Origin of the sequence: Dysosmobacter sp., assembly GCF_052306735.1 — a bacterium.
In the GTDB taxonomy this organism is placed as follows: Bacteria; Bacillota; Clostridia; order Oscillospirales; family Oscillospiraceae; genus Oscillibacter.
Map to the genome: position 1 here is coordinate 1 of NZ_DAWBAJ010000029.1, position 26,802 is coordinate 26,802.

General features: G+C 60.6%; 28 protein-coding genes, 2 tRNA genes and 1 riboswitch. Of the genes, 19 read left to right on the forward strand and 11 right to left on the reverse strand.

Annotated features, from left to right (window positions below):
* The first annotated feature begins 130 nt into the window (after window positions 1-130).
* A complete protein-coding gene (locus ACT67G_RS08225; RefSeq protein WP_204900862.1) occupies window positions 131-667 on the forward strand; it encodes a flavodoxin domain-containing protein in 537 nt (178 codons plus the stop codon).
* A gap of 327 nt (window positions 668-994) precedes the next feature.
* On the opposite strand, the gene groL is transcribed toward ACT67G_RS08225, so the two are convergent.
* From groL to ACT67G_RS08245, 4 genes are all read right to left on the reverse strand, one after another.
* A complete protein-coding gene (groL, locus tag ACT67G_RS08230) occupies window positions 995-2,620 on the reverse strand; it encodes a chaperonin GroEL (RefSeq protein WP_326216509.1) in 1,626 nt (541 codons plus the stop codon).
* Window positions 2,621-2,817: 197 nt separating this feature from the next.
* A complete protein-coding gene (locus ACT67G_RS08235; RefSeq protein WP_443663936.1) occupies window positions 2,818-3,102 on the reverse strand; it encodes a co-chaperone GroES in 285 nt (94 codons plus the stop codon).
* A gap of 228 nt (window positions 3,103-3,330) precedes the next feature.
* Window positions 3,331-4,257, reverse strand: a complete 927-nt coding sequence (locus tag ACT67G_RS08240; RefSeq protein WP_443663937.1) for a diacylglycerol/lipid kinase family protein — start codon at window positions 4,255-4,257, stop codon at window positions 3,331-3,333.
* A gap of 65 nt (window positions 4,258-4,322) precedes the next feature.
* On the reverse strand, window positions 4,323-5,432 hold the full coding sequence (locus tag ACT67G_RS08245) for a THUMP domain-containing class I SAM-dependent RNA methyltransferase (protein ID WP_443663938.1): 1,110 nt from the start codon (window positions 5,430-5,432) through the stop codon (window positions 4,323-4,325).
* A gap of 194 nt (window positions 5,433-5,626) precedes the next feature.
* On the opposite strand from ACT67G_RS08245, the gene ACT67G_RS08250 reads away from it, so the two are divergent.
* The 3 genes from ACT67G_RS08250 (at window position 5,627) to ACT67G_RS08260 (ending at window position 7,563) form a co-directional block, all read left to right on the forward strand.
* A complete protein-coding gene (locus tag ACT67G_RS08250; RefSeq protein WP_326216543.1) occupies window positions 5,627-6,046 on the forward strand; it encodes an NfeD family protein in 420 nt (139 codons plus the stop codon).
* Window positions 6,047-6,089: 43 nt separating this feature from the next.
* Window positions 6,090-7,067: an SPFH domain-containing protein gene (locus tag ACT67G_RS08255; RefSeq protein ID WP_325246044.1), complete on the forward strand. Its 978-nt coding sequence runs from the start codon at window positions 6,090-6,092 to the stop codon at window positions 7,065-7,067.
* Window positions 7,068-7,191: 124 nt separating this feature from the next.
* The gene (locus ACT67G_RS08260) at window positions 7,192-7,563 is read left to right on the forward strand and encodes a cupin domain-containing protein (RefSeq protein WP_325246042.1); all 372 of its coding nucleotides are present in this window, start codon (window positions 7,192-7,194) and stop codon (window positions 7,561-7,563) included.
* Window positions 7,564-7,628: 65 nt separating this feature from the next.
* Here ACT67G_RS08260 and ACT67G_RS08265 read toward each other — a convergent pair whose 3' ends face one another.
* The 5 genes from ACT67G_RS08265 to ACT67G_RS08285 form a co-directional block, all read right to left on the reverse strand.
* Window positions 7,629-9,578 carry an oxidoreductase gene (locus ACT67G_RS08265; protein WP_443663939.1) on the reverse strand — a complete coding sequence of 650 codons (1,950 nt, stop codon included), beginning with the start codon at window positions 9,576-9,578 and terminating at the stop codon, window positions 7,629-7,631.
* A gap of 9 nt (window positions 9,579-9,587) precedes the next feature.
* Complete coding sequence (locus tag ACT67G_RS08270; protein WP_325246038.1) at window positions 9,588-10,199, reverse strand: peroxidase-related enzyme; 612 nt, start codon at window positions 10,197-10,199, stop codon at window positions 9,588-9,590.
* Between the two features lie 95 nt (window positions 10,200-10,294).
* Complete coding sequence (locus ACT67G_RS08275) at window positions 10,295-11,065, reverse strand: cyclase family protein (protein ID WP_325246036.1); 771 nt, start codon at window positions 11,063-11,065, stop codon at window positions 10,295-10,297.
* 279 nt (window positions 11,066-11,344) lie between these two features.
* Window positions 11,345-13,087, reverse strand: a complete 1,743-nt coding sequence (gene pyk, locus ACT67G_RS08280) for a pyruvate kinase (RefSeq protein WP_443663940.1) — start codon at window positions 13,085-13,087, stop codon at window positions 11,345-11,347.
* A gap of 248 nt (window positions 13,088-13,335) precedes the next feature.
* On the reverse strand, window positions 13,336-13,692 hold the full coding sequence (locus ACT67G_RS08285) for a DUF1294 domain-containing protein (RefSeq protein ID WP_325246032.1): 357 nt from the start codon (window positions 13,690-13,692) through the stop codon (window positions 13,336-13,338).
* Between the two features lie 180 nt (window positions 13,693-13,872).
* Here ACT67G_RS08285 and ACT67G_RS08290 point away from each other — a divergent pair, with 180 nt between their 5' ends.
* The 6 genes from ACT67G_RS08290 to asnS all read left to right on the forward strand — a co-directional run bounded on the left by ACT67G_RS08290 (window position 13,873) and on the right by asnS (window position 18,536).
* Complete coding sequence (locus tag ACT67G_RS08290; protein WP_443663941.1) at window positions 13,873-14,307, forward strand: LytTR family DNA-binding domain-containing protein; 435 nt, start codon at window positions 13,873-13,875, stop codon at window positions 14,305-14,307.
* Entirely contained in the window at window positions 14,304-15,167 is an 864-nt protein-coding gene (locus ACT67G_RS08295; RefSeq protein ID WP_443663942.1) for a hypothetical protein, read from the forward strand. The genes ACT67G_RS08290 and ACT67G_RS08295 overlap by 4 nt, the downstream gene beginning before the upstream one ends.
* The gene (locus ACT67G_RS08300; protein WP_443663943.1) at window positions 15,154-15,666 is read left to right on the forward strand and encodes a hypothetical protein; all 513 of its coding nucleotides are present in this window, start codon (window positions 15,154-15,156) and stop codon (window positions 15,664-15,666) included. Before ACT67G_RS08295 ends, ACT67G_RS08300 begins: the two co-directional genes overlap by 14 nt.
* A gap of 70 nt (window positions 15,667-15,736) precedes the next feature.
* Window positions 15,737-16,642, forward strand: a complete 906-nt coding sequence (locus ACT67G_RS08305) for a hypothetical protein (protein ID WP_443663944.1) — start codon at window positions 15,737-15,739, stop codon at window positions 16,640-16,642.
* A gap of 152 nt (window positions 16,643-16,794) precedes the next feature.
* Window positions 16,795-17,016 (forward strand): helix-turn-helix domain-containing protein, encoded by a 222-nt coding sequence (locus ACT67G_RS08310; protein ID WP_325246023.1) that lies wholly within the window; start codon window positions 16,795-16,797, stop codon window positions 17,014-17,016.
* Window positions 17,017-17,141: 125 nt separating this feature from the next.
* A complete protein-coding gene (gene asnS / locus ACT67G_RS08315) occupies window positions 17,142-18,536 on the forward strand; it encodes an asparagine--tRNA ligase (RefSeq protein ID WP_325246021.1) in 1,395 nt (464 codons plus the stop codon).
* 72 nt (window positions 18,537-18,608) lie between these two features.
* Here asnS and ACT67G_RS08320 read toward each other — a convergent pair whose 3' ends face one another.
* Complete coding sequence (locus ACT67G_RS08320; protein WP_325246019.1) at window positions 18,609-18,974, reverse strand: CoA-binding protein; 366 nt, start codon at window positions 18,972-18,974, stop codon at window positions 18,609-18,611.
* Between the two features lie 137 nt (window positions 18,975-19,111).
* Here ACT67G_RS08320 and ACT67G_RS08325 point away from each other — a divergent pair, with 137 nt between their 5' ends.
* From ACT67G_RS08325 to ACT67G_RS08340, 4 genes are all read left to right on the forward strand, one after another.
* Window positions 19,112-19,906, forward strand: coding sequence for a ZIP family metal transporter (locus tag ACT67G_RS08325; RefSeq protein WP_443663945.1), 795 nt, complete (start codon window positions 19,112-19,114; stop codon window positions 19,904-19,906).
* A gap of 297 nt (window positions 19,907-20,203) precedes the next feature.
* Window positions 20,204-20,929, forward strand: a complete 726-nt coding sequence (locus ACT67G_RS08330; RefSeq protein ID WP_325246015.1) for an MgtC/SapB family protein — start codon at window positions 20,204-20,206, stop codon at window positions 20,927-20,929.
* 18 nt (window positions 20,930-20,947) lie between these two features.
* Window positions 20,948-21,640, forward strand: coding sequence for an MgtC/SapB family protein (locus tag ACT67G_RS08335; RefSeq protein WP_325246013.1), 693 nt, complete (start codon window positions 20,948-20,950; stop codon window positions 21,638-21,640).
* Between the two features lie 166 nt (window positions 21,641-21,806).
* A riboswitch (glycine riboswitch) is annotated at window positions 21,807-21,899 on the forward strand.
* Window positions 21,900-22,030: 131 nt separating this feature from the next.
* A complete protein-coding gene (locus ACT67G_RS08340) occupies window positions 22,031-23,416 on the forward strand; it encodes an alanine/glycine:cation symporter family protein (RefSeq protein ID WP_326216538.1) in 1,386 nt (461 codons plus the stop codon).
* 82 nt (window positions 23,417-23,498) lie between these two features.
* Here the strand turns inward: ACT67G_RS08340 and ACT67G_RS08345 are convergent, their stop codons facing one another.
* Window positions 23,499-24,203 carry an RsiV family protein gene (locus ACT67G_RS08345; RefSeq protein ID WP_443663946.1) on the reverse strand — a complete coding sequence of 235 codons (705 nt, stop codon included), beginning with the start codon at window positions 24,201-24,203 and terminating at the stop codon, window positions 23,499-23,501.
* Window positions 24,204-24,428: 225 nt separating this feature from the next.
* On the opposite strand from ACT67G_RS08345, the gene ACT67G_RS08350 reads away from it, so the two are divergent.
* From ACT67G_RS08350 to ACT67G_RS08370, 5 genes are all read left to right on the forward strand, one after another.
* A complete protein-coding gene (locus ACT67G_RS08350; RefSeq protein WP_325246007.1) occupies window positions 24,429-24,725 on the forward strand; it encodes a YerC/YecD family TrpR-related protein in 297 nt (98 codons plus the stop codon).
* Window positions 24,722-25,474: a class I SAM-dependent DNA methyltransferase gene (locus ACT67G_RS08355; RefSeq protein WP_325246005.1), complete on the forward strand. Its 753-nt coding sequence runs from the start codon at window positions 24,722-24,724 to the stop codon at window positions 25,472-25,474. Before ACT67G_RS08350 ends, ACT67G_RS08355 begins: the two co-directional genes overlap by 4 nt.
* Before the next feature lie 40 nt (window positions 25,475-25,514).
* Window positions 25,515-26,402, forward strand: a complete 888-nt coding sequence (hslO, locus tag ACT67G_RS08360) for an Hsp33 family molecular chaperone HslO (RefSeq protein WP_443663947.1) — start codon at window positions 25,515-25,517, stop codon at window positions 26,400-26,402.
* A 79-nt stretch (window positions 26,403-26,481) separates the two neighbouring features.
* Window positions 26,482-26,558, forward strand: a tRNA-Val gene (locus ACT67G_RS08365).
* Window positions 26,559-26,591: 33 nt separating this feature from the next.
* A tRNA-Asp gene (locus tag ACT67G_RS08370) sits at window positions 26,592-26,668 on the forward strand.
* Window positions 26,669-26,802 lie beyond the last annotated feature (134 nt).

A 26,802-nucleotide genomic window follows, 5' to 3' on the forward strand; every position in this document is an offset into this window, starting at 1 on the left:
CGGAGATCACCCAGGTGGCCGCCATGCCCAGCTACGCCGCCATGGAGAAGATCATCGCCGCTCTGTCGTAAACGTAAATTTTACCGCAGGGCTGGATAAATGCGCTGTGCAAAGGGAGGCATTTTCACAGATGGATGGGCTCATCGTCTATGGCAGCAAATACGGCACGACCCGCCGGTATGCGGAGGAGCTCTCCCGGCTCACCGGCCTGCCCGCCATCCCCTGTGGGGAATTCCACAGGCTGGCTGAGGGGAGTATCCTTGTCTATCTTGGGGCGCTCTATGCCGGCGGGGTGCTGGGGCTCAAGCAGGCAATGAAAGGACTTTCCCTCGGGGATGGCCAGCGGCTGATCGTGGCCACTGTGGGTCTGGCCGACCCTGCGGAGCCGCAGAACCGGGCGCATATTCGCGCGGCACTTCAAAAGCAGCTGCCGCCGGAGCTTTCGGAGCGGGCCGTTCTCTTCCACCTCCGGGGCGGTATTGACTATGCCGTTCTGTCCCCACGCCACCGGGCCATGATGGCCGCAATGTGCTTCTCCCTGCGCAGGAAGCCGGCACGGCAGAGGTCCGCTGAGGACCAGGCGCTGCTGGAGACTTACGGAAAACAGGTGGACTTCACGGATCTCTCTGCGCTGGCTCCCATCGTCAGAGAGATCCTGCGCGGATAAGATATGTTGGGAAAGAAGTGCCTTCAACCAGAGCGGCCGATGGGCATCTGATCGCGTACAGGGGTCAGTGATCCAAACCCGTTAGCAGCTATCCCCAAAATGGCATTGAGTGATTTTCAGATACTTACAGTCTGAAGAATTTACGACCAGAGTTCTTGTGGTCACGACTGAAAAGTGGATACATAAACATGATCAGCCCGCCGGCTCCAAAAGGAACCGGCGGGCTGATATTCTGCCTATCAAGCGCTGAATTGGTGTAGATTTGGTGTAAATCGGGGACACCAGCCACAGAAGATCCAGCTGTCCTCAAGGGTCAGGGGCTATTTTTTAGTACATGCCGCCCATATCGGGAGCAGCGGGAGCGGGAGCGGGGGGCTCGGGCTTATCCGCCACCAGGGACTCGGTGGTCAGTACCATGGCGGAGACGGAAGCGGCGTTCTCCAGAGCGGAGCGGGTCACCTTAGCGGGATCGATGATACCGGCGGAGACCATGTCGCAGTACTCCTCCTTATAGGCATCAAAGCCATAGCCGTTCTTGCCGGAATTGCGGACCTTCTCCAGGATCACAGAGCCGTCCAGACCGGCGTTGGCAGCGATCTGACGGATAGGAGCCTCCAAAGCCTTGGCCACGATCTGGACACCGGTCTTCTCATCGCCCTCAACCGTGTTCAGCAGGGCTTCCACGGCGGGAATGATGTTGACGAAGATGGTGCCGCCGCCGGCCACAACGCCTTCCTCAACAGCGGCGCGGGTGGCGTTGAGGGCGTCCTCAATACGCAGCTTCTTCTCCTTCATCTCGGTCTCGGTGGCAGCGCCGACCTTGATGACAGCCACGCCGCCGGCCAGCTTGGCCAGACGCTCCTGCAGCTTCTCCTTGTCATACTCGGAGGTGGTGACAGCGATCTGAGCACGGATCTGAGAAACCCGGTCCTTGATGGCCTGAGCGTCGCCGGAACCGTCGACGATGGTGGTGTTCTCCTTGGTGACCTTCACCTGACGGGCACGGCCCAGCATATCGATGGTGGCGGTCTTCAGCTCCAGACCGACTTCCTCGCTGATGACGGTACCGCCGGTGAGGGTGGCGATATCCTGCAGCATCTCCTTGCGGCGGTCGCCGAAGCCAGGGGCCTTCACGCAGCAGACGTTCAGGGTGCCGCGCAGACGGTTGACGATCAGGGTGGACAGAGCCTCGCCCTCCACGTCCTCGGCGATGATCAGCAGCTTCTTGCCGGCCTGCACCAGCTGCTCCAGGATGGGCAGGATGTCGGCGATGACGGAGATCTTCTTATCGGTGATGAGGATATAGGGATCGTCCAGGTTGGCTTCCATCTTCTCGGTGTCGGTGACCATGTAGGGCGTGATATAGCCGCGGTCAAACTGCATGCCTTCCACGACCTCACTGTAGGTCTCAGCGGTCTTGGACTCCTCAATGGTGATGACGCCGTCGGCGCTGACCTTCTCCATGGCATCGGCGATCAGCTTGCCGATCTCCTCGTCGCCGCTGGAAACCGCGCCGACACGGGCGATGTCCTTGGAGCCGTCCACGGTCTTGGCCTGCTTCTTGACCTCAGCCACAGCAGCCTCCACAGCCTTGGCCATGCCCTTGCGCACCACAATGGGGTTGGCACCGGCAGCCAGGTTCTTCAGGCCCTCGTGGATCATGGCCTGAGCCAGCAGGGTAGCGGTGGTGGTGCCATCGCCGGCCACGTCGTTGGTCTTGGTGGAAACTTCCTTCACCAGCTGAGCACCCATGTTCTCAAAGGGATCGTCCAGTTCAATCTCCTTGGCGATGGTGACGCCGTCGTTGGTGATGAGGGGAGCGCCGTACTTCTTGTCCAGAACCACGTTGCGGCCCTTGGGGCCCAGGGTGATCTTGACGGTATCGGCCAGAGAATTGACGCCGGCTTCCAGGGCCTTACGGGCCTCGTCGCCGCGCTTAATGAGCTTAGACATAATGCATTACCTCCAAATAGAAGATGAATTTACACGTTTTGGCTTTCCCCAAAAAGGAAAAGCAATGAAATCATTTTCGCCGCGGCGTGTACGTGGCGAAAATACCCCGACTTCAGCCGCCTGGGGCGGCGTACACCAGTGACCGATGTCACTGGTGGTGGGAGAGGTCGAGGAGGAGCCTGCTCCCCTTCGATTTTTTATTCCACGATGGCCAGAATGTCGTTCTGACGGACGACCACATACTCCACGTCTTCCAGGGAGACCTTGGTGCCGGCGTACTGGCTGGTGATGACCTTATCGCCGGGCTTGACAGTCATGACGATGTCCTTGCCGTCCACATTGCCGCCGGGGCCCACGGAGATGACTTCGGCCACAGAGGGCTTTTCCTTGGCGGAGCCGGTAAGGATGATGCCGCCCTTGGTGGTCTCCTCGGTTTCCACCATCTTCAAAATCACACGGTCTGCAAGCGGAGTGAGTTTCATAATGGGTTCCTCCTTATAGATATAAAAAAATTAAACGAATTTCAGCGTTAGCACTCAACTCTCTCGAGTGCTAACGCTGTTATATTAGCGCAATGATTTCCATTTGTAAAGGGGGTATCTATGAAATATTTGTGAATTTGCAAATTCCGCCTCAAGCACGGTGAACCGGCGGCAAAGCTTTCCGGAAAGCAAAGAGCCCTCCGGCCGCAGGGCGGCGGAGGGCTTGGATCATTTGGCCGTGGCGTTGGGGTCACAGCCCTTGGGGCCGAAAAAGTTGAGGCGCTTGTCCGCCAGGCGCATGCGGACGTCCCGGCTGCGGAAGCACTCGCCGTCCAGGCAGGTGACGATGTCCGTTTCCGACTGGATGCGCACCTCCCGGGCGGCGGAGACCCGGATCAGGGATTCCGGAAGATCCTGCCAGCGTCCGGCGGAGTAGGCGGGAAAGAGCCGGGCAAAAGCGGTTTTCGGGACGTTTTTCACCAACACCGTGTGGAGAACGCCGTCGTTCATCCGGGCCTGGGGCACCGGGGTGGAGCCGCCGCCGTAGTAGCGCCCGTTGCACATAGACACCAGGGCAAAGTTGTCCTCCAGGACCTCGTCGTCCAGACGGACAGTCCAGTGGCTGCCGATGGGGCGGAAGAGGAAGTTGATCCCCACGGACACCAGGTAGCTGCCCCGGCCGCTGAGAAGGGGGGAGCTGGTGTACTGGTGTACGCTCTCGGCGATCCGGGCATCGATGCCGTTGCAGGCGATGGTGAGGCAATAGCGGCCATTGCAGTCAATGAGATCCAGGGGAAAGACCGCTCCGTCCCAGAGGTTTTCCGCGTCGGTAAATTTTTCCGCGTCGGCGCCGAAGTTTTTGAGAAAGTCATTTCCGGTTCCGGCGGGGATGCAGGTCATGGCGGCATTGGGGAATCCCGCGGCGCCGTTGGCGACCTCTGAAACCGTGCCGTCCCCGCCGCAGGCGTACAGGCGCACTTCCTCTCCGGATTCCGCCAGACGGCGGGCCATATCCGTGGCACCGCCGGGGCGGTCTGTCAGCATGCAGGAGCACTCCAGTCCGTGTGCTTGCCGCAGCCGCTCCGCCATGGCCAGGATGCGGGTGGTCTGATCCCGCTTCCCGGCCTTGGGGTTGATGATGAATATGTGCTTCATCGGGAGTTCTCTCCCCTCTGATCAGTTCTATTTGTATAACATGGGGCGCAAAATACGCAGAGGAATCATTTTCCGTAGAAAAAGGCGTCGCACTTGAGCATGCCGTTGTAGAGCTTGCGCTTTTTATCGGCAGGACGGCCGAAGCACCGCTCGAACTCCGTGTGGGAGCTGAGTACCACCACCCGCCACTTGGGGGGCAGATCCCGGAGCGCCCGTCCAAAGGACCGGTAGAGCTCCTCGGCCTCCTTTTTCTCCAGCAGCCGCTCGCCGTAGGGCGGGTTGGTCACCAGCTGGCCGTATTCGCTCTCCCGGTGGAAAGCGCCTGCGTCCGCCACCTCGAAGCGGATGCAGTCCTCCACCCCTGCCAGGGAGGCGTTGTGCCGGGCCAGCTCCACTGCCGCCGGGTCGATGTCGCCTCCCCAGATGTCGTAGGTGCCGTGGAATTCCTTGTCCATGGCTTCGTCGGCGGCCTCCATCCACAGCCTGGAGGGCATGTTCTTCCACTTCTGGGCGGAGAAGTTCCGGTCCAGGCCCGGGGCCCGGTTCTTGGCGATGAGGGCCGCCTCGATGGGGATGGTGCCGCTGCCGCAGAAGGGGTCGCAGAAGGGATCCTTTCCCCGGTAGCGGGAGAGGGTGACCAGGGCGGCTGCCAGGGTCTCCCGCAGGGGGGCACCCATGTTCTGGGCCCGGTAGCCCCGCTTGTAGAGCCCCTCGCCGGAGGTGTCCAGGTACAAAGTGGCCACGTCCTTGACGATGGAGAACTGGATCTGGTAGCGGCTGCCGGTCTCCGGCAGGGTCTCGCAGCCGTAGGCATTCCCCAGCCGCTTGGCGGAGGCCTTTTTCACAATGGCCTGGCAGGCCGGAACAGAGTGGAGCGTGGAGTTCAGGGAGTAGCCCTTCACCGGGAATTCACCGTCCCGGGGAATGTAGTCCTCCCAGGGCAGGGCCGCCACCCCCTGAAACAGGGCCTCAAAGTCCGGGGCGGGGAAGGAGCCCAGCTCCATCAGCACCCGGGCGCCGCAGCGCAGGTTGATATTCAGACGGGCGATATCTGCCAGGGTGCCGGTGCAGTGGACCCGGCCGTTTTCCGCCCGGACGTCCCGAAGGGACAGGCGGCGCATCTCGTCCGCCACCAGGGATTCCAGCCCGAAGAGGCAGGGAACCGTCAGGATCATGGATATGTCTCCTTTGTAAGGTAAGATTTGACCTCAGTATACCAGCAAATGGGCCATTGTGCAACAAATGGCAGCGGTGCGGTGGAATTGTTACCGAAATGATATGGTATTTCCCCGCGCCCTGTGATACACTACAACCAACAAAACGCGCATGCGGATTTTCCGGAGTGGGAAAGGAGGAAACAAGCGTGTTGATGGTATGGATCTGGCTGGGGGCCATTGTGCTCTTCGGCGTGGTGGAGGCCTTGACCGCCGGACTGGTGTCTATCTGGTTTGTGGCGGGTGCCGCAGCGGCACTGGCGGTCACGCTGTTGGGAGCCGGCACCGGGGTGCAGCTGGTGGCGTTTGTGGTGGTTTCCGCCGCGGCGCTGGTGCTGACCCGTCCCCTGGTTCGAAAACTCACCCAAAAAGGGGTGGTGCACACCAATGCCGACCGGGTGCTGGGCCGCACCGCCAAGGTGACGGAGGTCATTGACAATGACGATTCCACCGGCGCGGTGTATGTGGACGGCAAGACCTGGACGGCCCGCAGCACCGACGGCGAGGTGATCCCTGTGGGAGAGCAGGTGCGCATTGCCGGTATGGAAGGTGTGAAACTCCTGGTGGAGAAGTGATACATAAGAGGAAAAATTAAGAAAAAAGAAGGGAAGAGTGCACATGCCGAGTATTCCGAGTATCGGGACGATTGTAGCCATTATTCTGGTGATTCTGGTGCTGCTGGTGATCATCAGCAACATCGTCATCGTCCAGCAGTCCAAGGCCTACGTGGTGGAACGCCTGGGAGCCTTCCGGGCAGTGTGGAACGTGGGACTGCACCTGAAGGTGCCCTTTATCGAGCGGGTGGCCAAGAAGGTGAGCCTCAAGGAGCAGGTGGCGGATTTCGCGCCCCAGCCCGTCATCACCAAGGATAATGTCACTATGCAGATCGACACCGTCATCTATTTCCAGATTACGGATCCCAAGCTCTACACCTACGGCGTGGAGCATCCCATGAACGCCATCGAGAACCTGACGGCCACTACGCTGCGCAATATCATCGGCGACATGGAGCTGGACCAGTCCCTCACCAGCCGTGATACCATCAACTCCCGGATGCGCTCCATCCTGGACGAGGCCACGGATCCCTGGGGCATCAAGGTCAACCGGGTGGAGCTCAAGAACATCATCCCGCCCAAGGAGATCCAGAATGCCATGGAAAAGCAGATGAAGGCGGAGCGGGAGCGCCGGGAGTCCATCCTCCAGGCGGAAGGCCAGAAGCAGTCCCAGATTCTGGTGGCAGAAGGCGAGAAGCAGTCCGCCATCTTGAAGGCGGACGCCGCCAAGCAGGCTGCCATTCTGAAGGCCCAGGGCGAAAAGGAAGCCCGCATCATGGCTGCCGAGGCCGAGGCCCAGGCCATCATGCAGGTGCAGCAGGCCATGGCGGACTCTCTGAAGCTCCTCAACGAGGCTGCTCCCAACGACCAGGTGGTCAAGCTCAAGGCGCTGGAGACCATGGCCAAGGTGGCGGACGGCAAGGCCACCAAGATCATCATTCCCTCCGAGCTCCAGGGCCTGGCGGGTTTGGCGGCGGGGGCCAAGGCGGTGTTCGACACCCCGGATCCCGCGGCACCTCAGCCTCCCGCAGGAAAGCCCTGATTGGAAGAAACATACAGCCGGGACCGTCCTCTCAGGACGGTCCCGGCTTTTTCCACCCCCTTGATTTTTGGGACGGAGAGGCCTATACTGGAACCATCATTTCAATGGGAAAGGGGAGCTGCGCATGAGCCAGTATTCCGGCAATATCCGGGACCTGCCTGTGGTCACCGGCGGCCATTTTATTGAAAACTCCACCAAGAAGATCGTATTCGGACCCGATGGACGCTTTTGGGACGATTACGTCATGCGCCTGTTCACCCTGGAGCCTGGAGCCGAGAGCAGCATCCACTCCCATCCCTGGTGCCACTGGTTCATGTGCATCAAGGGGGAGGGCTACTTCCTCATTGACAAAGAGCGGGTGCCTCTGGAGTTTGGCACTTGGGTCCACATTCCCGGCGGCGTGCGCCACAACTTCGGCAACACCGGCGACGGAGAACTGATGGGCCTTTGCATCGTACCTCCCGAGGGAGATGTGAACCCCCTCAACGGGTGCTGATGTCTGTTTGATGAAAACACAAAAAGAGACCGGACAGTTTCCTGTCCGGTCTCTTTTTTACGGATTTATTCCGCCTGGAATACCCAGGCCTTTTCAAAGCCGGAGCGCACGGCACCGGCGATGCGGCCCGGGGTCTCGGCGCTGCCCACCAGGAAAGTGGGAAGGCCGGCGGCCTCAAACTGCTCCGCCAGGGCCTCCTGGTTGTGGGTGCCCAGAGCCAGTACCACCGTGTCCGCGGCTACAGCTTTGGATTCCCCGGTAGTAAGATCCTCCACCGTGACGCCGCTGTCGGTGACGGCGGTGAGCTTGTGGCTGGTGAGGACGGTTGGATCATGGGGCTGGATGCGGCTGTAAATGTCGTTGAAGACCACATTGTAGATGCCCTGGCCCACGGTGGGGTTCATCTCCACCATGGTGAGGGGATGGCCCTGTTCCAGGATCATCTCTGCGCACTCCAGGCCCGTGAGGCCGGTGCCGATGAGGGCCACGGAGCCCTGGCAGGGCACCTTGCCCAGGATCACATCCTCCGCCAGCACCGCCTTTTCAATACCGGGAATGGACTTGGGGACCACGGGGGGCGCGCCCACTGCCAGGAACACGCCGGCGGGCTTCATGGCGGCCACCAGCTCCGGCGTGGCCCGGACGCCGCACTTGACGGTAACGCCCAGTTCCTCCATCTCCAGAGCAAGCACATCCGTGACGCCCTGGAGGTTGGCCTTGAAGGGCGGGAGCTTGGCGATGTTCAAGGTGCCGCCCAGCTTGTCGCCTGCTTCCAGCAGCGTTACATCAAAGCCCCGCTTTGCCAGAATGATGGCGCACTCCATGCCGCCGGGGCCGCCGCCTACCACCACAACGCTCTGGCCGGCTCCATTTTTCTGCAGGTCCTGCCAGCGGTAGCGGTATTCGGTTCCCAGACGGGGGTTCAGGGAGCACTCCACCGGCATGGCGTTGCCCAGCAGACGCTCCCGGCAGTACATGCAGCCGATGCACTTGCGGATCTTCTCCGGATGCCCGGCCTTGGCCTTGTTCATAAACTCCGGGTCGGCAAACTGGCTGCGGCCCAGAGCCACAAAGTCACACACGCCCTCTTCCAGCAAAGACTCGGCAAAATCCGGGTCCTTGATGGTGTTGGTGGCGATGACGGGGATGGACAGAGCCTCCTTGAAAGCCTTGGCCACGTGCTTTTTCCAGCCCGGGGTATAGGAGAAGGGCTCGCAGTTGGCATTGCCGTTCCAGGCGCTGCCGTTGGAGATATTAATGCAGTCGATGCCCTGGGCCTCCAGATGCTTGCCGATGGCAAGGCCGCCTTCCAGATCCCAGAAACCCGGCTCCGGGGTCATTTCATCGCCGCAGATGCGTACAGAGATGGGGTAGTTGCCCAGCTTTGCCCGGATGGCGGCGATGATCTCGTCGATGAAGCGGCAGCGGTTCTCCAGAGAGCCGCCGTACTGGTCGGTACGGTGATTGTAGTACTCGCTGAGGAACTGGGTCATCAGATAGCCGTGGGCGCCGTGGAGTTCCACACCGTCATAGCCTGCCTTTTTACAGCGCACGGCAGCCGCCACGAACTTGTCCTGCACCCGCTTGATGTCCTCCAGGGTCATCTCCCGGGGCACCTCGCCGCCGGGGGCCATGGGGATGCCGCTGGGGCTGAGGTTCTGCCGCCCGGTAAAGGCAGACTTGGAGGTGGCGCCGCCGTGGTGCAGCTGGGCGAAGATCTTGGCTCCGTACTGGTGGACGGTACGGGTGAGCTCCTCAGCGGCCTTGACGTTGTAGTCCTGGGCCATGCGGAGGTTGTGCTGGGTGGGGATGGAGTCCACATCGTCCACGCCGGTATACTCATTGATGATGAGGCCGATGCCGCCCTTGGCCCGCTCAGCGTAGTAGGCGATGAGCCGGGGGGTGGCGTTGCCGTTGGTGTCCGCCAGGTCTGTGCCCATAGGGGACATGACGGCCCGGTTGCGGATGGTGAGGGGGCCGATGCGGCCCTTTTCAAAGAGCTTTTCGTATGCCATGGTTGTTCCTTACTTCTCGAAATTACGGTTGTGGCTGAAGTGGCCGGGATTGGCAATGGGGGAGATGGTGGAGACCCAGCGGTTGGTGTAGTTGAAGAAGCCCGCCACAAAGGCAGCTTCCAGGATCTCGTGGTCGTTGAAGCCCACGGCCCGGAGCTTTTCAATCTGGGTCTCGTCGATCTCGTCGGCATGCTTGGTGACGTACCAGGCATACTCGCACAGGGCATACTGCTTCTCCGTCAGCAGGTCTTTGGCGGAGCGGAAGTTGTAGCTGAGCTTATCCACCAGCATGGGGTTCTTGGTATAGCCCCGCAGGGTATCACCGTGAGTGGTCAGACAGTAGGAGCAGCAGTTGATGGAGGAGACCACCACGCCGATCATCTCCTTGTCGGCATTGGTGAGGTAGCAGGTCTCGGGGTTGAAAAGGGAGCCCTTGAAGTTCAAAAAGCCGATGTACTGGGAGGCGTTGAGGGGCAGAACCTTGAAGAGGTTGTTGATGAAGCCCCAGTTTTTCTCCATGCTCTCCACGTTCTCGTTGAAGACGGCGTACTCCTTGTTGGTCATCTCATCGCGGCTGGGCTTTTCCAGACGGGAGAGCTGTTCATCAAATTCCAGTGCCATAGTGTATTCCTCCTGTAAATCGTAAGATATGGCCGCCGGGGCGGCATGAAGCGGGAGGGCGCGGCATCAGCATGCAGCGCCCTCCGCCGGATCACTTATTCCACGGGGCAGATGGCGAAGCAGCGGGTGGGGAAGCCGGTGCCGTCCTTGAGCTTGGGAAAGCCCAGAACGATGACACTGCCCACAGGGGGAACCTGGTCCAGATTGCGCATGACCTCCACCTGGATACGGTCCACTTCCAGAATGTACTGCTCACCGGGATAGGGATAGGCGCCTTCCTTGGTGGTGACGAAGCCCGGGTCGGTGTCGGCGGGCTCATGGCCGATGGCGCCGATGTTGCGCTCTTCCACCAGCCACTGGATGGCGGCCTTGTCCCAGCCGGGATAGTGGGGGACGCCGTTCTCGTCGGGGTTGTCCAGGTTGGGCTTCTTGTACCAGTCGGACCGGAAGGCCACAAAGGCACCCTCGGGGATGCGGCCGTACTGGGCCTCCCAGGCCTTCAGGTCATCCACCGTCAGCATGAAGTCCGGATTGGCGGCGCACTCGGCGGACTTGTCGATGACCACCAGGGGATACATCAGTTCCTTGACGGTGATGGCGCTCATATCCCGGCCATGGCCCCAGAAGTGGCGGGGCACGTCGGTGTGGGTGCCGTACTGGCTGGCCACGCTGTACTGGATGCAGCGCATGGGAGCCATCATATCGTCCGGGGTGCCTTCCACATAGTCAAACAGCAGGTCGGCCTGCAGCGGCTTGAAGCCGTACCAGTGGGGGGTCTCGGGACTAAGCTCATGGGTCAGGTCTACCCACTTGTACTGCTCGGATTTCCACTCCTTGACCTGTTCCCATAACGTCAAATTTGCCATAATGTATCCTCCTCTTAGTGGTATTGCCGGACGGAGGGATCCGCCCGTAGGCGTCAAGCGGTTGTGTCAACTTGCCCTATAAAACCACAGTATACAGTGTGACAGACAGTTTTGCAATGCGGAAGAATGGAAAAATATGCAGAAAATTTTTGTAAAAAAGCACTGTTTTCCGACGGTGGACAAAACTGGGCCAATAAATATTCCGATAGACCGACAAACAAAAAAACCGGGCCGCTTCTAAAAAAAGCGGCCCGGCTGGCTGGGGTAAACATGAAGTATTTACTGGGGCAGGGTCTGCACCACGCCCCGGACGCAGTCCACGGAGACCATGGTGCCGTCCCGCAGCCGCTGGGTGGCGCCGGTGGCGCCCACAATGACGGCCTTGTCCAGCGTCAGTCCCACGGTGGCGGCGTGGCTGTTGCCGCCGGACTCCTCGCTGATGACGGCGGCAGCCTGACGGATATAGCTCAGCAGGTCATTGGTGGTATAGGGGACCACCAGTACGTCGCCGGGGTGGAACTTGGCAGCCACATCCTCGTGAGAGCGGCACACACACAGGGGGCCGGAGGCATTCTTGGTGCCGATGCCCACGCCGTTGAGGAGGAAGCCGCCCACCAGGTGTACCCGGATCATGTTGGTGGTGCCGGCCACGCCCACGGGGACCCCGGCGGTGACCACCACCAGATCCCCCTGCTTGACCAGGTCCGCCTTCTCAGCGGCCTCCACTGCGAAATCCACCAGTTCGTCGGTGCTGCTGGCATAGGGCATCATCAGCGGAACCACGCCGAAGTACAACGACATCTGGCGGCGCACCTGCTCATCCAGCAGGCAGGCAATGACGGTGGTGGCGGGGCGGAAGCGGCTGACCATCTGGGCGGTAGTGCCCCGCTGGCTGACGGTAATGACGGCGTCGGCACCGATGTCGGCGGCGGTGGTGCAGGCGGCATGGGCGGTGGCTGCAGCAATGGACAGGCGGCTGGATCCCGCCAGGCGCTTCATGCGCTTGGTGTAGTCAATCTCACCTTCAGTGCGCACGGCGATGGCGTCCATGGTGCGCACGGCCTCCACCGGGTACTTGCCTGCGGCGGTCTCGCCGGAGAGCATGATGGCGGAGGTGCCGTCGTAGATGGCGTTGGCAACGTCGGTGATCTCCGCCCGGGTGGGCCGGGGATGCTCCATCATGGAGTCCAGCATCTGGGTGGCGGTGATGGCGGGCTTGCCGCAGGCAACGCACTGGGAGATCATCTGCTTTTGCAGGATGGGGATCTCCGTAAAGTCGATCTCCACACCCATGTCGCCCCGGGCCACCATAATGCCGTCGGAGACGGAGAGAATTTCGGAGAGGTTGTCCACGCCCTCCTGGTTTTCGATTTTGGCGATGATGCGGATCTTGGAGCCCACGCTGTCCAGCAGACGGCGGATCTCCCGGACGTCGGCGGCGGTGCGGACGAAGCTGGCAGCAATGAAGTCAAAGCCCTGCTCGGCGCCGAAGAGGATGTCCTCCCGGTCCCGCTGGCTCATGTAAGGCAGGGACAGCCGCACGCCGGGGATATTGACGCCCTTGTTGTTTTTCATGATGCCGTCGTTTTCCACCCGGCAGTGAACCGTGGAAGCGGTGGTCTCCAGCACCGTCAGGCGCACCAGTCCGTCATCCAGCAAAATGGTGTTGCCGGCTTTCACATCCTGGGGAAGCTCCGCATAGGTGACGGCGCAGCGGGTTTCGTCACCCGGGACATCCTCGGTGGTGAGGGTGAAATCCTGGCCGGTTTTGAGCATCACGGAGCCGTTGCGGAAAGACCGCAGCCGGATCTCGGGGCCTTTGGTGTCCAGCATGGCGGCTACCGGCAGATCCAGTTCCTCCCGCAGGGCCTTGAGCTGATCCAGACGCTGCTTATGCTCTTCGTGACTGCCATGGGAAAAGTTGAAGCGGGCCACATTCATTCCCGCCAGGAGCATTTCCCTCAGCACGCCCTCCCGGTCGGTGGCGGGGCCAAGTGTGCAGACGATCTTGGTTTTTCTCATGAGTCGATACCGCCTTTCCTGCAAATAGAAAATCGATTTACCAATCGTAGTTTACCACAAAATACGCATTCAAAAAAATGAAAGATTCGTAAAAATCAGAGGTTTCCCTTCCGTTACTACCATACAACCAGCAGGCCCTGGTGTCAAGAAAAAGGTAATCGATTACGGATTTACGAAGGAAACGGCGTATGCGATCCCGTCAGCAGAGGATGATGCAGTGAAAAAGAGACGGGCAAGCCGTCTCTTTTCTATCCGAGGGTGTGCCGGAGCCAGATCCCCAAGGGGATCAGGATCTGCAGAGCCAAAATGGCGGGGATGCCGTAGCGGAAGCTCTTGTGGAGCGTCTTGTGGTGAAAGACCCGCATTCCCAGAAGGGCGCCCACGCTGCCTCCCAGAATGGAGAGGAGGAACAGCGTCTTCTCCGGTACCCGGCGGACGGCCTCATTTTTAGCTTTCCGTTTGGCTTTCCACTTATCTAGGCCAAAGATGCAAAAGGTCACCAGATTGATGGCGGCCAGCCAGAGTCCCAGCAGTCCCCAGGGGGAACCAAGCACGACAAAGCCGGTGACGGTGGTACCCTCAGGCAAATACAACGTCCTTTCCATGGGAACCTCCCAAACTGTGAGATTTGCCGGAGCAGTTTCCGGTTTCCCCATCATACCAGACCCGGCTGCCCGGCGCAAGTGGGGAGACCGACGGTCCAGGGAAAGGTGCCGACCGTCGCGGAAGACTGGACGGGGCGGGCAGGAATTCGTATACTGGAGACAAGAAGGGAGGGAGCGGGCATGGACATCAGGCTGGAGCTGGATCCCGCGTTGTCGGAGCCTCAGGTGGTGGTCCGGGCTCCCGCTATGACGCCGGAGGTAGAGAACCTGCTTGCCCGGCTGGAGGGGCCGGAGACCCTCCTGGGCTTCCGGGAGGGGGAGGCGGTGCCCCTTCAGACAGGGGATATCCTCCGCTTTTACGGGGAGGACAAGGGGGTGCTGGCCCAGACGGAGCGAGGCACCTACACCGTGCACCAACGGCTCTATGAGCTGGAGCAGCGGTTCGCAGCCCATCGCTTTGCCCGGATTTCCCATTCGGAGATCGTGAATCTCAAAAAGGTGACGGCCCTGGACCTGACCCTTACGGGAACCATACGGGTGACCCTGGCGGACGGCACCGTGTGCTGGGCCTCCCGTCGGTATGTGCGCAGGATCAAGGAGGTGCTGGGGATATGAGAGACTTCTATGAGCCCTCGCTGCTTCGCAGGCAGCTTCTTTGGGGACTTGTGGGGGGACTGCTGGCCATGACGGCGGTGCCCCTGACGGTGATCTGGCTCAACAGCCTCAGCGTGATGCCGGGGGATCCCCTGCTGGTGCGCGCATCGGTCCTGGAGGCCACCGGCTGGCCCTGGCAGGTGCTGCTTGCAGTGGAACTGGCTTTAGGCTTCGGTTTCGGCGTGACGGTGGGGTTGGCGGTGCCGCCTATGGAGGGCAGCGGACATGCGGTAGCGGTGCGGACGGCACTGCATCTACTGGTGTCCTCCGCCCTGTTTGCCGGGCTGTGCTGGGTGTGCGGATTGCTGTGGGGATCCTGGCAGACCTGGCTTACGCTGCTGGGTATGTACTGGTTCGCCTATGCCGTGGTGTGGCTGCTGCGGTATCTCCACTGGCGCTCGGAACTGCGGCGCATTCGGGAGCGTCTGGGACTGGCGCAGCCGGAAACGTCGGGGGAGATCTGGAGCCTGCGTCCCATCCGGGGGTATCTCGCCCTGGCGGCGGTGGTGGAGCTGGCGGTGCCGCCTGTGTTGCGCTTGCTGGAGCAAAGCAGCGACATCCCAGTGCTGACGGGACTGCTGTATCCCTATGTGCTGCTGCCCTTTTTCTGCCTGGTTACCGGATGGAGCGTAGGCAGACGGCAGGGAGTGGCGCTGCTTTACCCGGTGGCCTGCGGTTTGCTGACGGTGCCCCATGTGTTTTTGCTGTATCACGAGAGCGCCCTGTTTCAGGCGTGGGTAGCTGCAGGCTTTGCCCTGGGAGGAATCCTGGCGGGGGCGTTGGTGAGACAGGGAAAGGAGCATGCTCGTGAAAAAACGTGAGGTCCGGCTCTACAATATGATCATCCCGGTGTGGCTCCTGTGGATGTTCTTTCCCCTGTTTCCCTGGGTGTTGCCGGTGACCTTGCTGGGCAACCTACTGATCGATACAGCCGTGCTGTTCTGTGCCCTGCTGTTCCTAAAATGCAAGGACAAGGGGCGGCTGCTGAAGCGTCTTTGGTGGCGGGTGTGGCTGCGGGGGTTTGCCGCCGACGCCATCGGTGTTGCCTGGCTGCTGCTGGCCTTGATCCTGTATGAGGCAGGCGGCCGTGATGCTTTCTGGATACCATGGCTGGGGCCTGTGATGTATAATCCCTTCGCGCATCCTGCGGCATTCCTTTGGACGCTGGCCGCCGTGGTCCTCTCCGGGGTGTGCATCTACCGCTTTGACCGAAGGGGATTCCAAGAGACCCCCGGTCTGACGCCCCGGGAGGCCCATATCGTCGCATTGTCCTTGGCCATTGTCACCGCTCCCTGGACCTTTTTCATCCCGGTGTGGTGAAAAAAGTGCTTCCCCAGGAACCAAATTGCCGCCTTCTCCGTCCATAAGGACGAGAGGAGGCGGATTTTCTATGAATATGAAAAAGTGGTGCCTGTTTTTGACGCTATATGCCTGCGCTTGCCTCCTGGCGGCCTGTGCGGCCTCGGGAGGAACCGTCGGTGAGACGGACGTTCTGCCCCAGGAGGAACCTGTGGGGGACACCGTGGTGTGCCGTGTGATCTCTGTGCTGGAGGGCGGCACGCTGATCCTGGCGGAGGAGGACGGCGACACCGGCCTCTATACCGTGACCCCGGGGGATGAGACTCTGACTCTGGACGGTACGGACTTTGACCCGGCGGCACCGGGGGCATATCAGGCCCTGCCCGGCGGGACCCTGGTGGGAACCACAGTGACGGTGACCTTTGACGGCGGTATCCAGGAGTCCTGGCCTATGGGCTTCTCCGGCGTTACGGCCCTGGACTTTTCTACAGGGAATTTTGACGACTTGGGAGCGCTGTATCTCCAGGTGTTGGAGGATCTGTGGAATGTGGACAGTGGTCTCAATGAAAACATTACGGAGCTGGGGGTGGATCTGTCCCAGACCCGGCTGAGCGGAAGCGAGCAGGCGGCGGTGGCCTATGCCTTTGGTGCCGCCCACGGCCTCATGGCCATGGAGACCACCTACGACCAGCTGGCGGCGGACGGTTATCTTACCCCGGTTTCTCTGGGGGACCCTGCCGGAGAGGGGGAAGAGAAGCCGGAACTCTACCAGTGGGAAACCGGGTGCTTGTTCTCCATTACGGAGAGCGAGGAGCCGGTGGTGTTCAGTCTGCCCAATATGGGACCTGGTGACCAGATGCCGGACTACGACGGCGTGTCTTTTGATGCCCGGAAGTGGCGCTCACCCCTGGGAGCCTATTATTTCACGGACTGCACTGCCGTCAGCAGCGGCGGCCACTGGGGGCGCTACACCGTGGGAAGCGAGATGATTTCCTAAGGGAAAAATGGCAGAAAAAGTTCCTTCTTTTGGCACTTTTTGCGCTTTTTCCCTACATTTACCAGAACGCCACATCAGGCGTGGATGGTAGACAGCAATTTGTGCGCATGAAATAATGCCTCTGTTACATGCTGACAGGGGGAGGCGAATTCATGAAATCCTATGCGGACATTTTGCGGGAGCTGCGGGAGGACCGGGACCTGACCCAAAGCCAGGTGGCCCGGGTACTGGGCACCACCCAACAGGTCTATTCCCGCTATGAGCGGGGGGTCAACGAGATGCCGGTGCACCATCTGCGGACGCTGTGCCTTTACTATCATGTCAGCTCGGATTATGTACTGGGCCTGCCCAAAGAGAGCCGGTGGCCCCGGTAAAGAGCGTGTGAAGCGTAAGCACCTGGAAAATGTGAACGTTTCTCTTGTAAAACTGGAAAAAGTGGAGTACAATATCCTGGAATCTGCATAGAACCCCGTAAAAACAGAAAAATAGGTGAGTTTTCATGAGTTATACGAAAATCGCGGCGATCTACGCCGACAGCGAAGCTCTCTCCGGTCAGACGGTCACGGTGGGCGGCTGGGCCCGCACCATCCGGGACATGAAGACCTTCGGCTTCATTGAGCTCAACGACGGCTCCTGCTTCCGCAACCTCCAGGTGGTTATGGACGCGGGTACCCTGGAAAATTACAAAGAGATCGCCGGCCAGAACGTGGGTGCCGCCCTGATCGTCACCGGCACCGTGGTGCTGACGCCGGAGGCCAAGCAGCCTCTGGAGGTCAAAGCTACCTCCATCGCTGTGGAGGGCGTGTCCTCCCCGGACTATCCCCTGCAGAAAAAGCGCCACAGCGTGGAATTCCTGCGGACCATCCAGCATCTGCGGCCCCGCACCAACCTCTTCTCCGCCACCTTCCGGGTGCGGAGCGTAGCGGCCTACGCCATCCATCAGTTCTTCCAGGAGCGGGGCTTTGTCTATGTCCACACCCCTATCATCACCGCCAGCGACTGTGAGGGCGCCGGAGAGATGTTCCGGGTCACCACCCTGGATCCCGAGAACCCGCCCCGCAAGGAGGACGGCACCGTGGACTTCTCCAAGGATTTCTTCGGAAAGCCCGCAAACCTCACCGTCTCCGGCCAGCTCAATGCCGAGAACTTCGCTATGGCCTTCGGCGATGTCTATACCTTCGGCCCCACGTTCCGGGCCGAGAACTCCAACACCCAGCGCCACGCTGCCGAATTCTGGATGATCGAGCCGGAGATGGCCTTCTGCGACCTCAAGGGCGATATGGACGTGGCAGAGGCCATGATCAAGTACGTCATCCGGGAAGTCATGAAGAAATGCCCCCAGGAGCTGGACTTCTTCAACAGCTTCGTGGATAAGGGCCTCAAGGAGCGGCTGGAGCATGTGGCCTCCTCCGACTTCGGCCGGGTCACCTACACCGAGGCGGTGGAGATCCTGGAGAAGAACAACGACAAGTTCGACTACAAGGTCTTCTGGGGCTGTGACCTCCAGACGGAGCACGAGCGCTACCTCACCGAGCAGGTGTACAAGAAGCCGGTGTTTGTCACCGACTATCCCAAGGAGATCAAGGCTTTCTATATGCGCCTCAACGACGACGGCAAGACTGTGGCCGCAGCGGACTGCCTGGTGCCCGGCATCGGCGAGATCATCGGCGGCAGCCAGCGCGAGGAGCGCCTGGATGTGCTGGAAGCGCGCATCAAGGAACTGGGTATGAAGACCGAGGACTACTGGTGGTATCTGGACCTGCGGCGTTACGGCTCCTGCCGCCACGCAGGCTTTGGCCTGGGCTTCGAGCGGTTGGTGATGTACCTCACCGGCGTGGCCAACATCCGGGACGTGCTGCCCCATCCCCGCACGGTGGGCAACGCGGAGTTCTGAGCACACGCCACCTATCAATATAAAGAGAACAGCCCCTGTCTCTTTTTGAGACAGGGGCTGTTTTTTCACCGGTTACTGGCCGTTGCGGGGATAGAGCCGCATCCCCACCAGCAGGCAGCCCTGGAGGTAGGGCTGGTGCTGCTCCTCCAGCCAGGCGATGATCTCCGGGCTGTCGGCCCCCGGCTGGAGCACCACACATTTGCAGGGCTTGCGGTTCTCCTGCAAAAGGGCCAGGCCCTTGTCCGGCCGGATGCACAGGTCGATGATATCCAGGGAACCGGGAATGTCGTTGAGGGAGGAGAGCTCCTTGCCCACGGCATGGACGGTGTAGCCCTGGGAGAGCAGGCCCGTTTTGATCTTGGCCGCATATTTTTCGGGATTGACGGTGTCGCCCACCACTGCGAAGGACTGCTGGTTCATGATCTCCTGGAGATCCATGGAATCGCCCCCTTATCTCTGGTATTTGGATTTAATATATCACAGTGGAGAGGAAAAAACTGTGATAAAAACAACTCCAAATGCGGTTGACATAAGTGTAAACTATCGGGTATGATGAGGCCAAAAGGAGGACTGTTATGCTGCACAAGGAGCTGATTTACGCCGCCCTGGGCACCGGGGCTACCTGCCTTGCCACAGTGCTGGGTGCGGCGCTGGTATTCTTTTTTAAAAAGGAGATGTCCCATCTCACCCAAAAGGTATTTCTGGGCTTTGCGGCGGGGGTGATGGTGGCCGCGTCGGTGTGGTCTCTGCTGATCCCTGCCATGGACATGGTCCGGGAGGCCGGGGGTGCGGTGCTGCTCCCGGTGGCCGGCGGCTTCGTGCTGGGGGGCGCCTTTTTGCTGGTGCTGGACGGCCTGCTTCCCCACCTGCACGTGGGCAGCAGCCAGCCGGAGGGCTTGCCTGCTCACTGGAAGCGCACCACCATGATCGTGCTGGCAGTGACCCTCCACAATATCCCCGAGGGGATGGCCGTGGGGCTGAGCTTTTCCGTGGCGGCGCTGGAGGGCGGCTCCGGTGCCCTGGCGGGTGCCGTGGCTCTGGCTATCGGCATGGGACTGCAGAACTTCCCGGAGGGCGCCGCTGTTTCCCTGCCCCTCAAGTCCCAGGGAGTGGGTACCTGGCGGGCCTTCGCCTGCGGGGCAGCCTCCGGTGTGGTGGAGCCGGTGTTCGGTCTGCTGACGGTACTGGCCGCAGGCAGCCTTACCGGGATCATGCCCTGGATCCTGTCCTTTGCTGCCGGTGCCATGATCTACGTGGTGGTGGAGGAGCTGATCCCCGAGGCCCAGTTGGGTGAGCACTCCCACGCCGGAACTGTCAGTGTCATGCTGGGCTTCCTGGTGATGATGGCCCTGGATGTGACGCTGGGGTGAGCCATGGCTAAAGTACCAAAAGAGGTTGGTACAGGTTGATATAATCAACAAAAATTAACGCAAAATTTTCAAAAAGATTGACACTCTAGCAAAAAAATGGTACACATAATAGAAATCATGCAGCATAGGGTTTGCATGAACATGTGTATGTAAGCAAAAATGTAAGCGGTTACAAATTTTGCAGCGCGACGCCTTTTCCACAGGGAGGGGGACGCTGCCGGGAGGAAGAAATGGCACCTGGCCAGTTCTTCCTTCTTGTTTCACATACGGCTGCTGCCGGGGAAAGAAGGGACCATCATGATCCAGGCACTGGACTATCTGCGGGAAATGAATCTGGTATCCGTATTGGTGCGGCTGCTGCTGGCCATGCTCTGCGGCGGTCTCATCGGCCTGGAGCGGGAGCGCAAGCGGCGCCCGGCGGGTTTCCGGACGTACATGCTGGTGTGCATGGGAGCGGCCCTCACCATGCTGCTGAGCCAGTACGAGTATTACATGGTCACCAACGTCTGGACGGAGCTGGCCACGGAGGCGGGCATCCGCACGGACGTGTCCCGGTTCGGCGCCCAGGTCATCAACGGCATTGGCTTCCTGGGTGCGGGTACCATCCTGGTGACAGGCCGCCAGGAGGTCAAGGGCCTGACCACTGCGGCAGGCCTGTGGGCCTCCGCCTGCATGGGCCTGGCTGTGGGAGCGGGCTTTTACGAATGCGTGTTTTTGGGCTTTGTGCTGATTTTTCTCTCCGTCCGCCTGCTGCCCCCCATTGAGCAGTACATCATTGAAAATGCGCGGAATATGAATATTTATGTGGAATTTCAGTCTCTGGACGATATCGGGGAGATCCTCACGTGCATCAAGGCCCAGGATGTGCAGATCTTCGAGGTGGACATCGACCGGGGCCGGGAGGAGTATTCCAAGAACCCCAGCGCCGTGCTGTTTATCCGCCTGCATCAGCGCCAGGCCCACACCCGGGTGCTGGCGGCCCTCTCCGAGCTGGAGAGCGTGTACACCATTGATGAGATCTGACGGAGGGAGGGAGAGACGATGATTCCGATTTTTGACGGATTGCGGGACGTGACGCTGGCCTCTGTGGCAGCGCGGATGATTTTGTCGGTGCTCTGCGGCGGCCTCATTGGCATGGAGCGGGAATACAAGCGCCGCCCGGCGGGCTTCCGCACGCATATCCTTATCTGTCTGGGCGCGGCCATGACCACCCTCACCAGCCAGTACCTGTATCTGTGCATGCATTATTATACGGATATGGCCCGCCTGGGCGCCCAGGTGGTGGCAGGCATCGGCTTCATCGGTGCCGGTACCATCATCGTCACCCGCCGCCGCCGGGTGAAGGGACTGACCACCGCCGCGGGACTGTGGGCGGCGGCCATTATCGGACTGACCCTGGGAGGCGGTTTTTATGAGGGCGGCATCTTCGCCACGATTTTGATTTTGCTGGCGGAGATGTTCTTTTCCAAGCTGGAGTACCGGATGCTGGATAACGCCCCGGAGATCAACCTCTACATGGAGTACACCAATAAAAACTGCCTGGAGAACGTGCTCAAGCTCTTCCGGGAGATGAGCGTGAAGGTCACCAATATGGAGATCACCCGTTCTCAGGAGTCGGAACACCACAACGCCTGCGCAATTTTTACCCTCCAGCTCAACAAGCACTGCCCGGTGGAGCGGCTTTTGACGGAGGTCAACCGCACCAAAGGCGTTTTGTCCGTGGAAGAACTCTGATGAGACCGCCGCGCAGGCCCCGGCAGGGGCTTGACGCGGCGGTAAGTTCGTGGTAATGTATTCCATACAACGAAATATCGGCAAACGAAGTCCGTAGGGGAACGGCGCAAGCCTGCCGAAGGAGTAAAACTCTCAGGCGCCCGGTGATCGGGTAGGGACTATGGACGGATGTGGCTCTGGAGAAGCTCGTAAAGAGTACCGAAGGTGCAAGGCGGAGGTTTCCGCTGAATCTCTCAGGTAAAAGGACAGAGTGGGAACGTGGGATCCTCCGCGCTTGCGGCAGGGATCGCCGCTTCCGTTGTCAACGGGCTGGACGCTGCCGCATCGGCAGGGTTCGGCTTTTTTCTTGTCCGGCGACCGGTTTGCTGTAAGAAGGAGAGGAAGTTCCCAATGTTACTGTCCATCGTGTCAACCGTCAACACCTATCTGTCCGACTACATCCTGGTGGTCTTGCTGATCGCCGTAGGACTGTGGTTCTCCGTCAAGACCCGCTTCGTGCAGGTGCGCTGCTTCGGCGAGGGCATGCATCGGGTGTTCGGTAACCTCAAACTGTTCGGAGACCGCCATGAGAGTGGTATGAGCTCCTTCCAGGCCCTGGCCACCGCCGTAGCGGCCCAGGTGGGCACCGGCAATATCGTGGGCGCCAGCGGCGCGATCCTCACCGGCGGCCCCGGCGCCATCTTCTGGATGTGGATCATTGCCTTCTTCGGCATGGCCACCATTTACGCCGAGGCAGTGCTGGCCCAGAAGACCCGCATCAAGGACGCCCAGGGCAATATCCAGGGCGGCCCGGTGTACTACATCACCACGGCCTTCAAGGGCGCCTTCGGCAAGTTCCTGGCAGGTTTCTTCGCCATCGCCATCATCCTGGCGCTGGGCTTCTTCGGCTGCATGGTGCAGTCCAACTCCATCGGCTCCACCTTCCAGACGGCCTTCGGCGTGCCCTCTTGGGTAGTGGGCATCGTGCTGGTGGTCATCTGCGCGGTGATCTTCCTGGGCGGCGTGCAGCGTCTGGCTGCCGTCACCGAGAAGCTGGTGCCCGTGATGGCCGTCATCTTCCTGGTGGGCGGCCTGGTGGTGCTGGTGGTGCGCATCCAGGTTCTCCCTGCCACCTTCGGCCTGATCTTCAAGTATGCCTTCGCCCCCAACGCCATCATCGGCGGCGGCCTGGGCTATGCTCTCAAGACCGCTATCAGCCAGGGCGCCAAGCGGGGCCTCTTCTCCAACGAGGCCGGCATGGGCTCCACCCCCCACGCCCACGCCCTGGCCAACGTGGCTGAGCCCCACGATCAGGGCGTGGTGGCTATGATCGGCGTGTTCATCGACACTTTCGTGGTGCTGACCCTCAACGCCCTGGTCATCATCTCCACCATGTACACCCCGGGCGGGATCCTGGCGGGGGGCTATACCGACACCGTAGCCGCCACCATCGATAACACCAACCTGGCCCAGACGGCTTTCGGCACCGTCTTCGGCAGCACCCTGGGCGCCATGTTCGTGGCGGTGTGCCTGTTCTTCTTTGCATTTTCCACCATCCTGGGCTGGAATCTCTTCGGCAAGATCAACGTGGTGTATCTCTTCGGCCGCAAGGCTTCTGTGGTGTACACGGTGATCGCCCTGGTGTTCATCTTCCTGGGCACCGTCACTTCCAGCGACCTGGTGTGGGGCCTCTCCGACATGTTCAACCAGCTGATGGTCATTCCCAACGTCATCGCCCTCTTTGCGCTGACCAAGATGGTGGTGAGCGCCGTCCGGGGCGGAGAACTCCGCAAGTGACCTGCTGTTTTTGTACGCAAAACACCGCTGTCCGTATGGGACGGCGGTGTTTTTTTGAAGAGGACCCTCCGGTTCTGCTATTTCAGGTGCCGGAAGACGGGGCCGGGGCTTCCGGAGGGAAGAGAATGTCCTCTCCGTAGGGCAGGGTGAATGCCGGGATCCCCTCCCGTGCCGGAGCGATGGCGTACATGGGGTAGAAGAAGACCAGGCCTTCCTCCGTCAGATAGTAGTTCCGGGGACTGAAGCGACGCCGCAGATCCCGCCGCAGGCTTTCCCGGTAGCGGCTGATCCCCGCCCGTTCCCTGCGCAGGGCCTCCGCCTCCGCGGCGGATAAAAGCCTCCGTTTCCAGCCGCTGCGGCGGGGGAAAAAGTCGGCCAGGGCGGCGGGATATCCGCTGTTCAGATCCCAGGTGTCTCCCCGGCGAAGCAGGAAGTCCTGCCCCGGCAGGGTGTGTTCCCGCACCTGGGTATAAAGACTCCAGAATCCGTGGGCGTTGTAGGTGATCTCGTAGGACAGTTCCGCCTGGAACTCCGGCAGGGGGCGGCTCTCCGCCAGGGCGGCCCTGGCCTCCGACTGGGCCATGGGGAGCAGCGTCCTTTGGCAGTACCGAAGGAAGGCGCGCCCTTGCAGCCGGTAGTACCGGCGAATGCGGCGGCAGACGGCGTTGAGGGCGGGAACCGGTTCCGGCAGGGAGACAGAGGCCCGGAGCACGGGGATGTCCGACTCCGTCCATTCCCGGTGGATGGTAAAGGGTTCCGTACGCAGATGTTCCAGGTGGGTTTTCATATTGGCCCGCTCCTTCCAGAGGCAAAAATCGCCTTCGGGCCAGCATATGAGGAAAGACGGGCCCCGGTTCCGGCGAAATGCCTGATTGAGCCCGGAAAATTTTACTGCTGGGGCTATTTACTTTCACACAGTACAATGTTAAAATACAACTGAACTGCAAAGGGGCCCCGTGGTATGCCTGCGGGGCTGCTTGTTTGATGTGACGGAATATGCGTGGAGGTTATAATGGTCAAGATCGGAAAGAAAGAGAAGAACGATCAGCTGTACAAGGCGATTTTGCAGCTGAAGGATGAGCAGGAGTGCTACGAGTTTTTTCAGGATCTTTGCACGGTTTCCGAGCTGCGGGCCATGGAGCAGCGGTTCGAAGTGGCGTCGTTGCTGGACGACGGCATGATCTATAACGATATTCTGGAGCGCACCGGCGCCTCCAGCGCCACCATCAGCCGGGTGAACCGGTCTTTGAGCTACGGTACCGGCGCCTATGCCAAGATCTTTGAGCGGATGAAGGGGAAGAAGCAGTGAGCAGTTACGAGGCTCTGGCCTCCAGCTATGATGCCCTGACAGAGGATGTGGGATACCTTCGCCGGGCAGACTATCTGGAGCGGCTGTTCCAAAAGAGCGCCATCCCGGTGGAGACGGTGCTGGACCTGGCCTGCGGTACCGGCACCATGGCATGGCTGCTGGCCGGCCGGGGCTATCAGGTGACGGCTACCGACGCCTCGGAGGAGATGCTCACCCAGGCTATGAACAAGGCGGCGGCTCTTGCGGGGCAGCCGCCCCTGTTTGTGTGCCAGTCCATGCCCCGGCTGCGCCTGCCGGAGCCGGTGGACGCCGCCATCTGTACGCTGGACGCCGTCAACTACCTAACCCGGACGGCGGATCTTAAGGAGACACTGCGGCGGGTGTACCGGGCATTGAAGCCCGGCGGCGCCTTTATTTTCGATGTGAACACCCCATACAAGCTCCAGCGGATGGACGGGCAGATGTATATGGACGAGACGGAGGAGAGCTTTTGCTGCTGGCGGACGTTTTTCTCCCCCAAGACCAAGATCTGCACCTACCAGGTGGATCTGTTCCGCCTGCGCCAGGACGGGGCCTGGGATCGGGACTTTGAAGAGCACCGGGAACGGGCCTGGAGCCGGGAGGAGCTGGAGACCTATCTTGCCGAGTCCGGGTTCCGGGACATCACGGTGACCGGAGATCTCACCCGCCGCCCGCCAAAGCCGGAGGAGGATCGCTGGATCCTCCGGGCCGTGCGGCCCCTGCCGTGAAACGGACGCACCCAACCACAAAAGAGGAGTATTTTCAATGATGAGCGATCAACTGATTCGTGCCATCAGCAAGGATGGCTTTGTAAAGGCTACGGCGGTCTCCACCCGGGGATTGACGGAACGGGCCCGGCAGATCCACAAGACGCTGCCGGTGGCAACTGCCGCCCTGGGGCGCACCTTGGCGGCGGCGTCCATGATGGGCAATGCCCTGAAGGAGGACGGTGCCAGCGTCACGCTGCAGATCAAGGGCGGCGGACCCCTGGGGACGCTGCTGGCGGTGTCGGATAACCAGGGCAACGTCCGGGGCACCGTGGATCATCCCGAGGTGGATCTGCCCCTGCGCAGCGACGGGAAGCTGGACGTGGGCACTGCTGTTGGCACAGAGGGTACCCTGACCGTTATTCGGGACCTGAACATGAAAGAGCCTTATGTGGGCAGCGTGGGCCTTTTGGGAGGCGAGATCGCCGAGGACCTGGCGGCCTATTTTGTGGAATCCGAGCAGATTCCCACCGCCTGCGGCCTGGGTGTGCTGGTGGACCGGGACCAGAGCGTGCTCTCCGCCGGCGGCTACCTCATCCAGCTGCTGCCCGGCGCCGGGGAGAATGTGATTGCCCGGGTGGAGGGCGGCGTCATGGCCGCCGGTTCCGTGACGGGGCTGCTGCAGGAGAACAGCGACCCGGAGGCCATGCTGCGCAAGGTGCTCTCGGATTTTGAGATCGACGTGCTGGAGCGCAGCCCCATCGAATACCGCTGCTACTGCAGCCGGGAGCGGATGGAGCGGGCCCTCATCAGCATGGGGCCGGCGGAGCTCAAGTCCCTCATCGACGATCAGGGGGAGGCGGAGCTCACCTGCCGCTTCTGCGACAATGTCCAGCACTTTACCCGGGAACAGCTGGAGGCCATGCTGGCGGGCATGAGAAAAAAATAAAAAACTTTTGAAAAAACCGTTGACAAAAGGGACTGCTTTGCATATAATAATTTTTGCCGTCTGACGAAAGCGGCAATCGGGGAGCATAGCTCAGCTGGTTAGAGCACCTGCCTTACAAGCAGGGGGTCACTGGTTCGAGTCCAGTTGTTCCCACCACCTTGACTTTCCGCAAGGAAGTTGTTATTATATGGCCCGGTAGTTCAGTTGGTTAGAACGCTAGCCTGTCACGCTAGAGGTCGACGGTTCGAGCCCGTTCCGGGTCGCCATCTCCAACGAGATGGGTTCCCATCTCGTTGGTCCCCTCGGGGTTGAAATTCCCCAACCGCGCCCCTTGGCGCGGGAAAGATTTGCCCAGATAGCTCAGTTGGTAGAGCAGAGGACTGAAAATCCTCGTGTCGCT

Coding starts and splice junctions, on each gene's coding strand:
- ACT67G_RS08335 (WP_325246013.1), top strand. CDS start 20,948: ATGATTCCGATTTTTGACGGATTGCGGGACGTGACGCTGGCCTCTGTG.
- groL (WP_326216509.1), bottom strand. CDS start 2,620: ATGTCTAAGCTCATTAAGCGCGGCGACGAGGCCCGTAAGGCCCTGGAA.
- ACT67G_RS08320 (WP_325246019.1), bottom strand. CDS start 18,974: ATGGATCTCCAGGAGATCATGAACCAGCAGTCCTTCGCAGTGGTGGGC.
- ACT67G_RS08285 (WP_325246032.1), bottom strand. CDS start 13,692: ATGGAAAGGACGTTGTATTTGCCTGAGGGTACCACCGTCACCGGCTTT.
- ACT67G_RS08250 (WP_326216543.1), top strand. CDS start 5,627: ATGGTATGGATCTGGCTGGGGGCCATTGTGCTCTTCGGCGTGGTGGAG.
- pyk (WP_443663940.1), bottom strand. CDS start 13,087: ATGAGAAAAACCAAGATCGTCTGCACACTTGGCCCCGCCACCGACCGG.
- ACT67G_RS08305 (WP_443663944.1), top strand. CDS start 15,737: ATGAATATGAAAAAGTGGTGCCTGTTTTTGACGCTATATGCCTGCGCT.
- ACT67G_RS08225 (WP_204900862.1), top strand. CDS start 131: ATGGATGGGCTCATCGTCTATGGCAGCAAATACGGCACGACCCGCCGG.
- ACT67G_RS08350 (WP_325246007.1), top strand. CDS start 24,429: ATGGTCAAGATCGGAAAGAAAGAGAAGAACGATCAGCTGTACAAGGCG.
- ACT67G_RS08310 (WP_325246023.1), top strand. CDS start 16,795: ATGAAATCCTATGCGGACATTTTGCGGGAGCTGCGGGAGGACCGGGAC.
- ACT67G_RS08290 (WP_443663941.1), top strand. CDS start 13,873: ATGGACATCAGGCTGGAGCTGGATCCCGCGTTGTCGGAGCCTCAGGTG.
- ACT67G_RS08240 (WP_443663937.1), bottom strand. CDS start 4,257: ATGAAGCACATATTCATCATCAACCCCAAGGCCGGGAAGCGGGATCAG.
- ACT67G_RS08330 (WP_325246015.1), top strand. CDS start 20,204: ATGATCCAGGCACTGGACTATCTGCGGGAAATGAATCTGGTATCCGTA.
- ACT67G_RS08260 (WP_325246042.1), top strand. CDS start 7,192: ATGAGCCAGTATTCCGGCAATATCCGGGACCTGCCTGTGGTCACCGGC.
- ACT67G_RS08265 (WP_443663939.1), bottom strand. CDS start 9,578: ATGGCATACGAAAAGCTCTTTGAAAAGGGCCGCATCGGCCCCCTCACC.
- asnS (WP_325246021.1), top strand. CDS start 17,142: ATGAGTTATACGAAAATCGCGGCGATCTACGCCGACAGCGAAGCTCTC.
- ACT67G_RS08245 (WP_443663938.1), bottom strand. CDS start 5,432: ATGATCCTGACGGTTCCCTGCCTCTTCGGGCTGGAATCCCTGGTGGCG.
- ACT67G_RS08235 (WP_443663936.1), bottom strand. CDS start 3,102: ATGAAACTCACTCCGCTTGCAGACCGTGTGATTTTGAAGATGGTGGAA.
- ACT67G_RS08270 (WP_325246038.1), bottom strand. CDS start 10,199: ATGGCACTGGAATTTGATGAACAGCTCTCCCGTCTGGAAAAGCCCAGC.
- ACT67G_RS08325 (WP_443663945.1), top strand. CDS start 19,112: ATGCTGCACAAGGAGCTGATTTACGCCGCCCTGGGCACCGGGGCTACC.
- ACT67G_RS08255 (WP_325246044.1), top strand. CDS start 6,090: ATGCCGAGTATTCCGAGTATCGGGACGATTGTAGCCATTATTCTGGTG.
- ACT67G_RS08340 (WP_326216538.1), top strand. CDS start 22,031: ATGTTACTGTCCATCGTGTCAACCGTCAACACCTATCTGTCCGACTAC.
- ACT67G_RS08345 (WP_443663946.1), bottom strand. CDS start 24,203: ATGAAAACCCACCTGGAACATCTGCGTACGGAACCCTTTACCATCCAC.
- ACT67G_RS08295 (WP_443663942.1), top strand. CDS start 14,304: ATGAGAGACTTCTATGAGCCCTCGCTGCTTCGCAGGCAGCTTCTTTGG.
- ACT67G_RS08275 (WP_325246036.1), bottom strand. CDS start 11,065: ATGGCAAATTTGACGTTATGGGAACAGGTCAAGGAGTGGAAATCCGAG.
- hslO (WP_443663947.1), top strand. CDS start 25,515: ATGAGCGATCAACTGATTCGTGCCATCAGCAAGGATGGCTTTGTAAAG.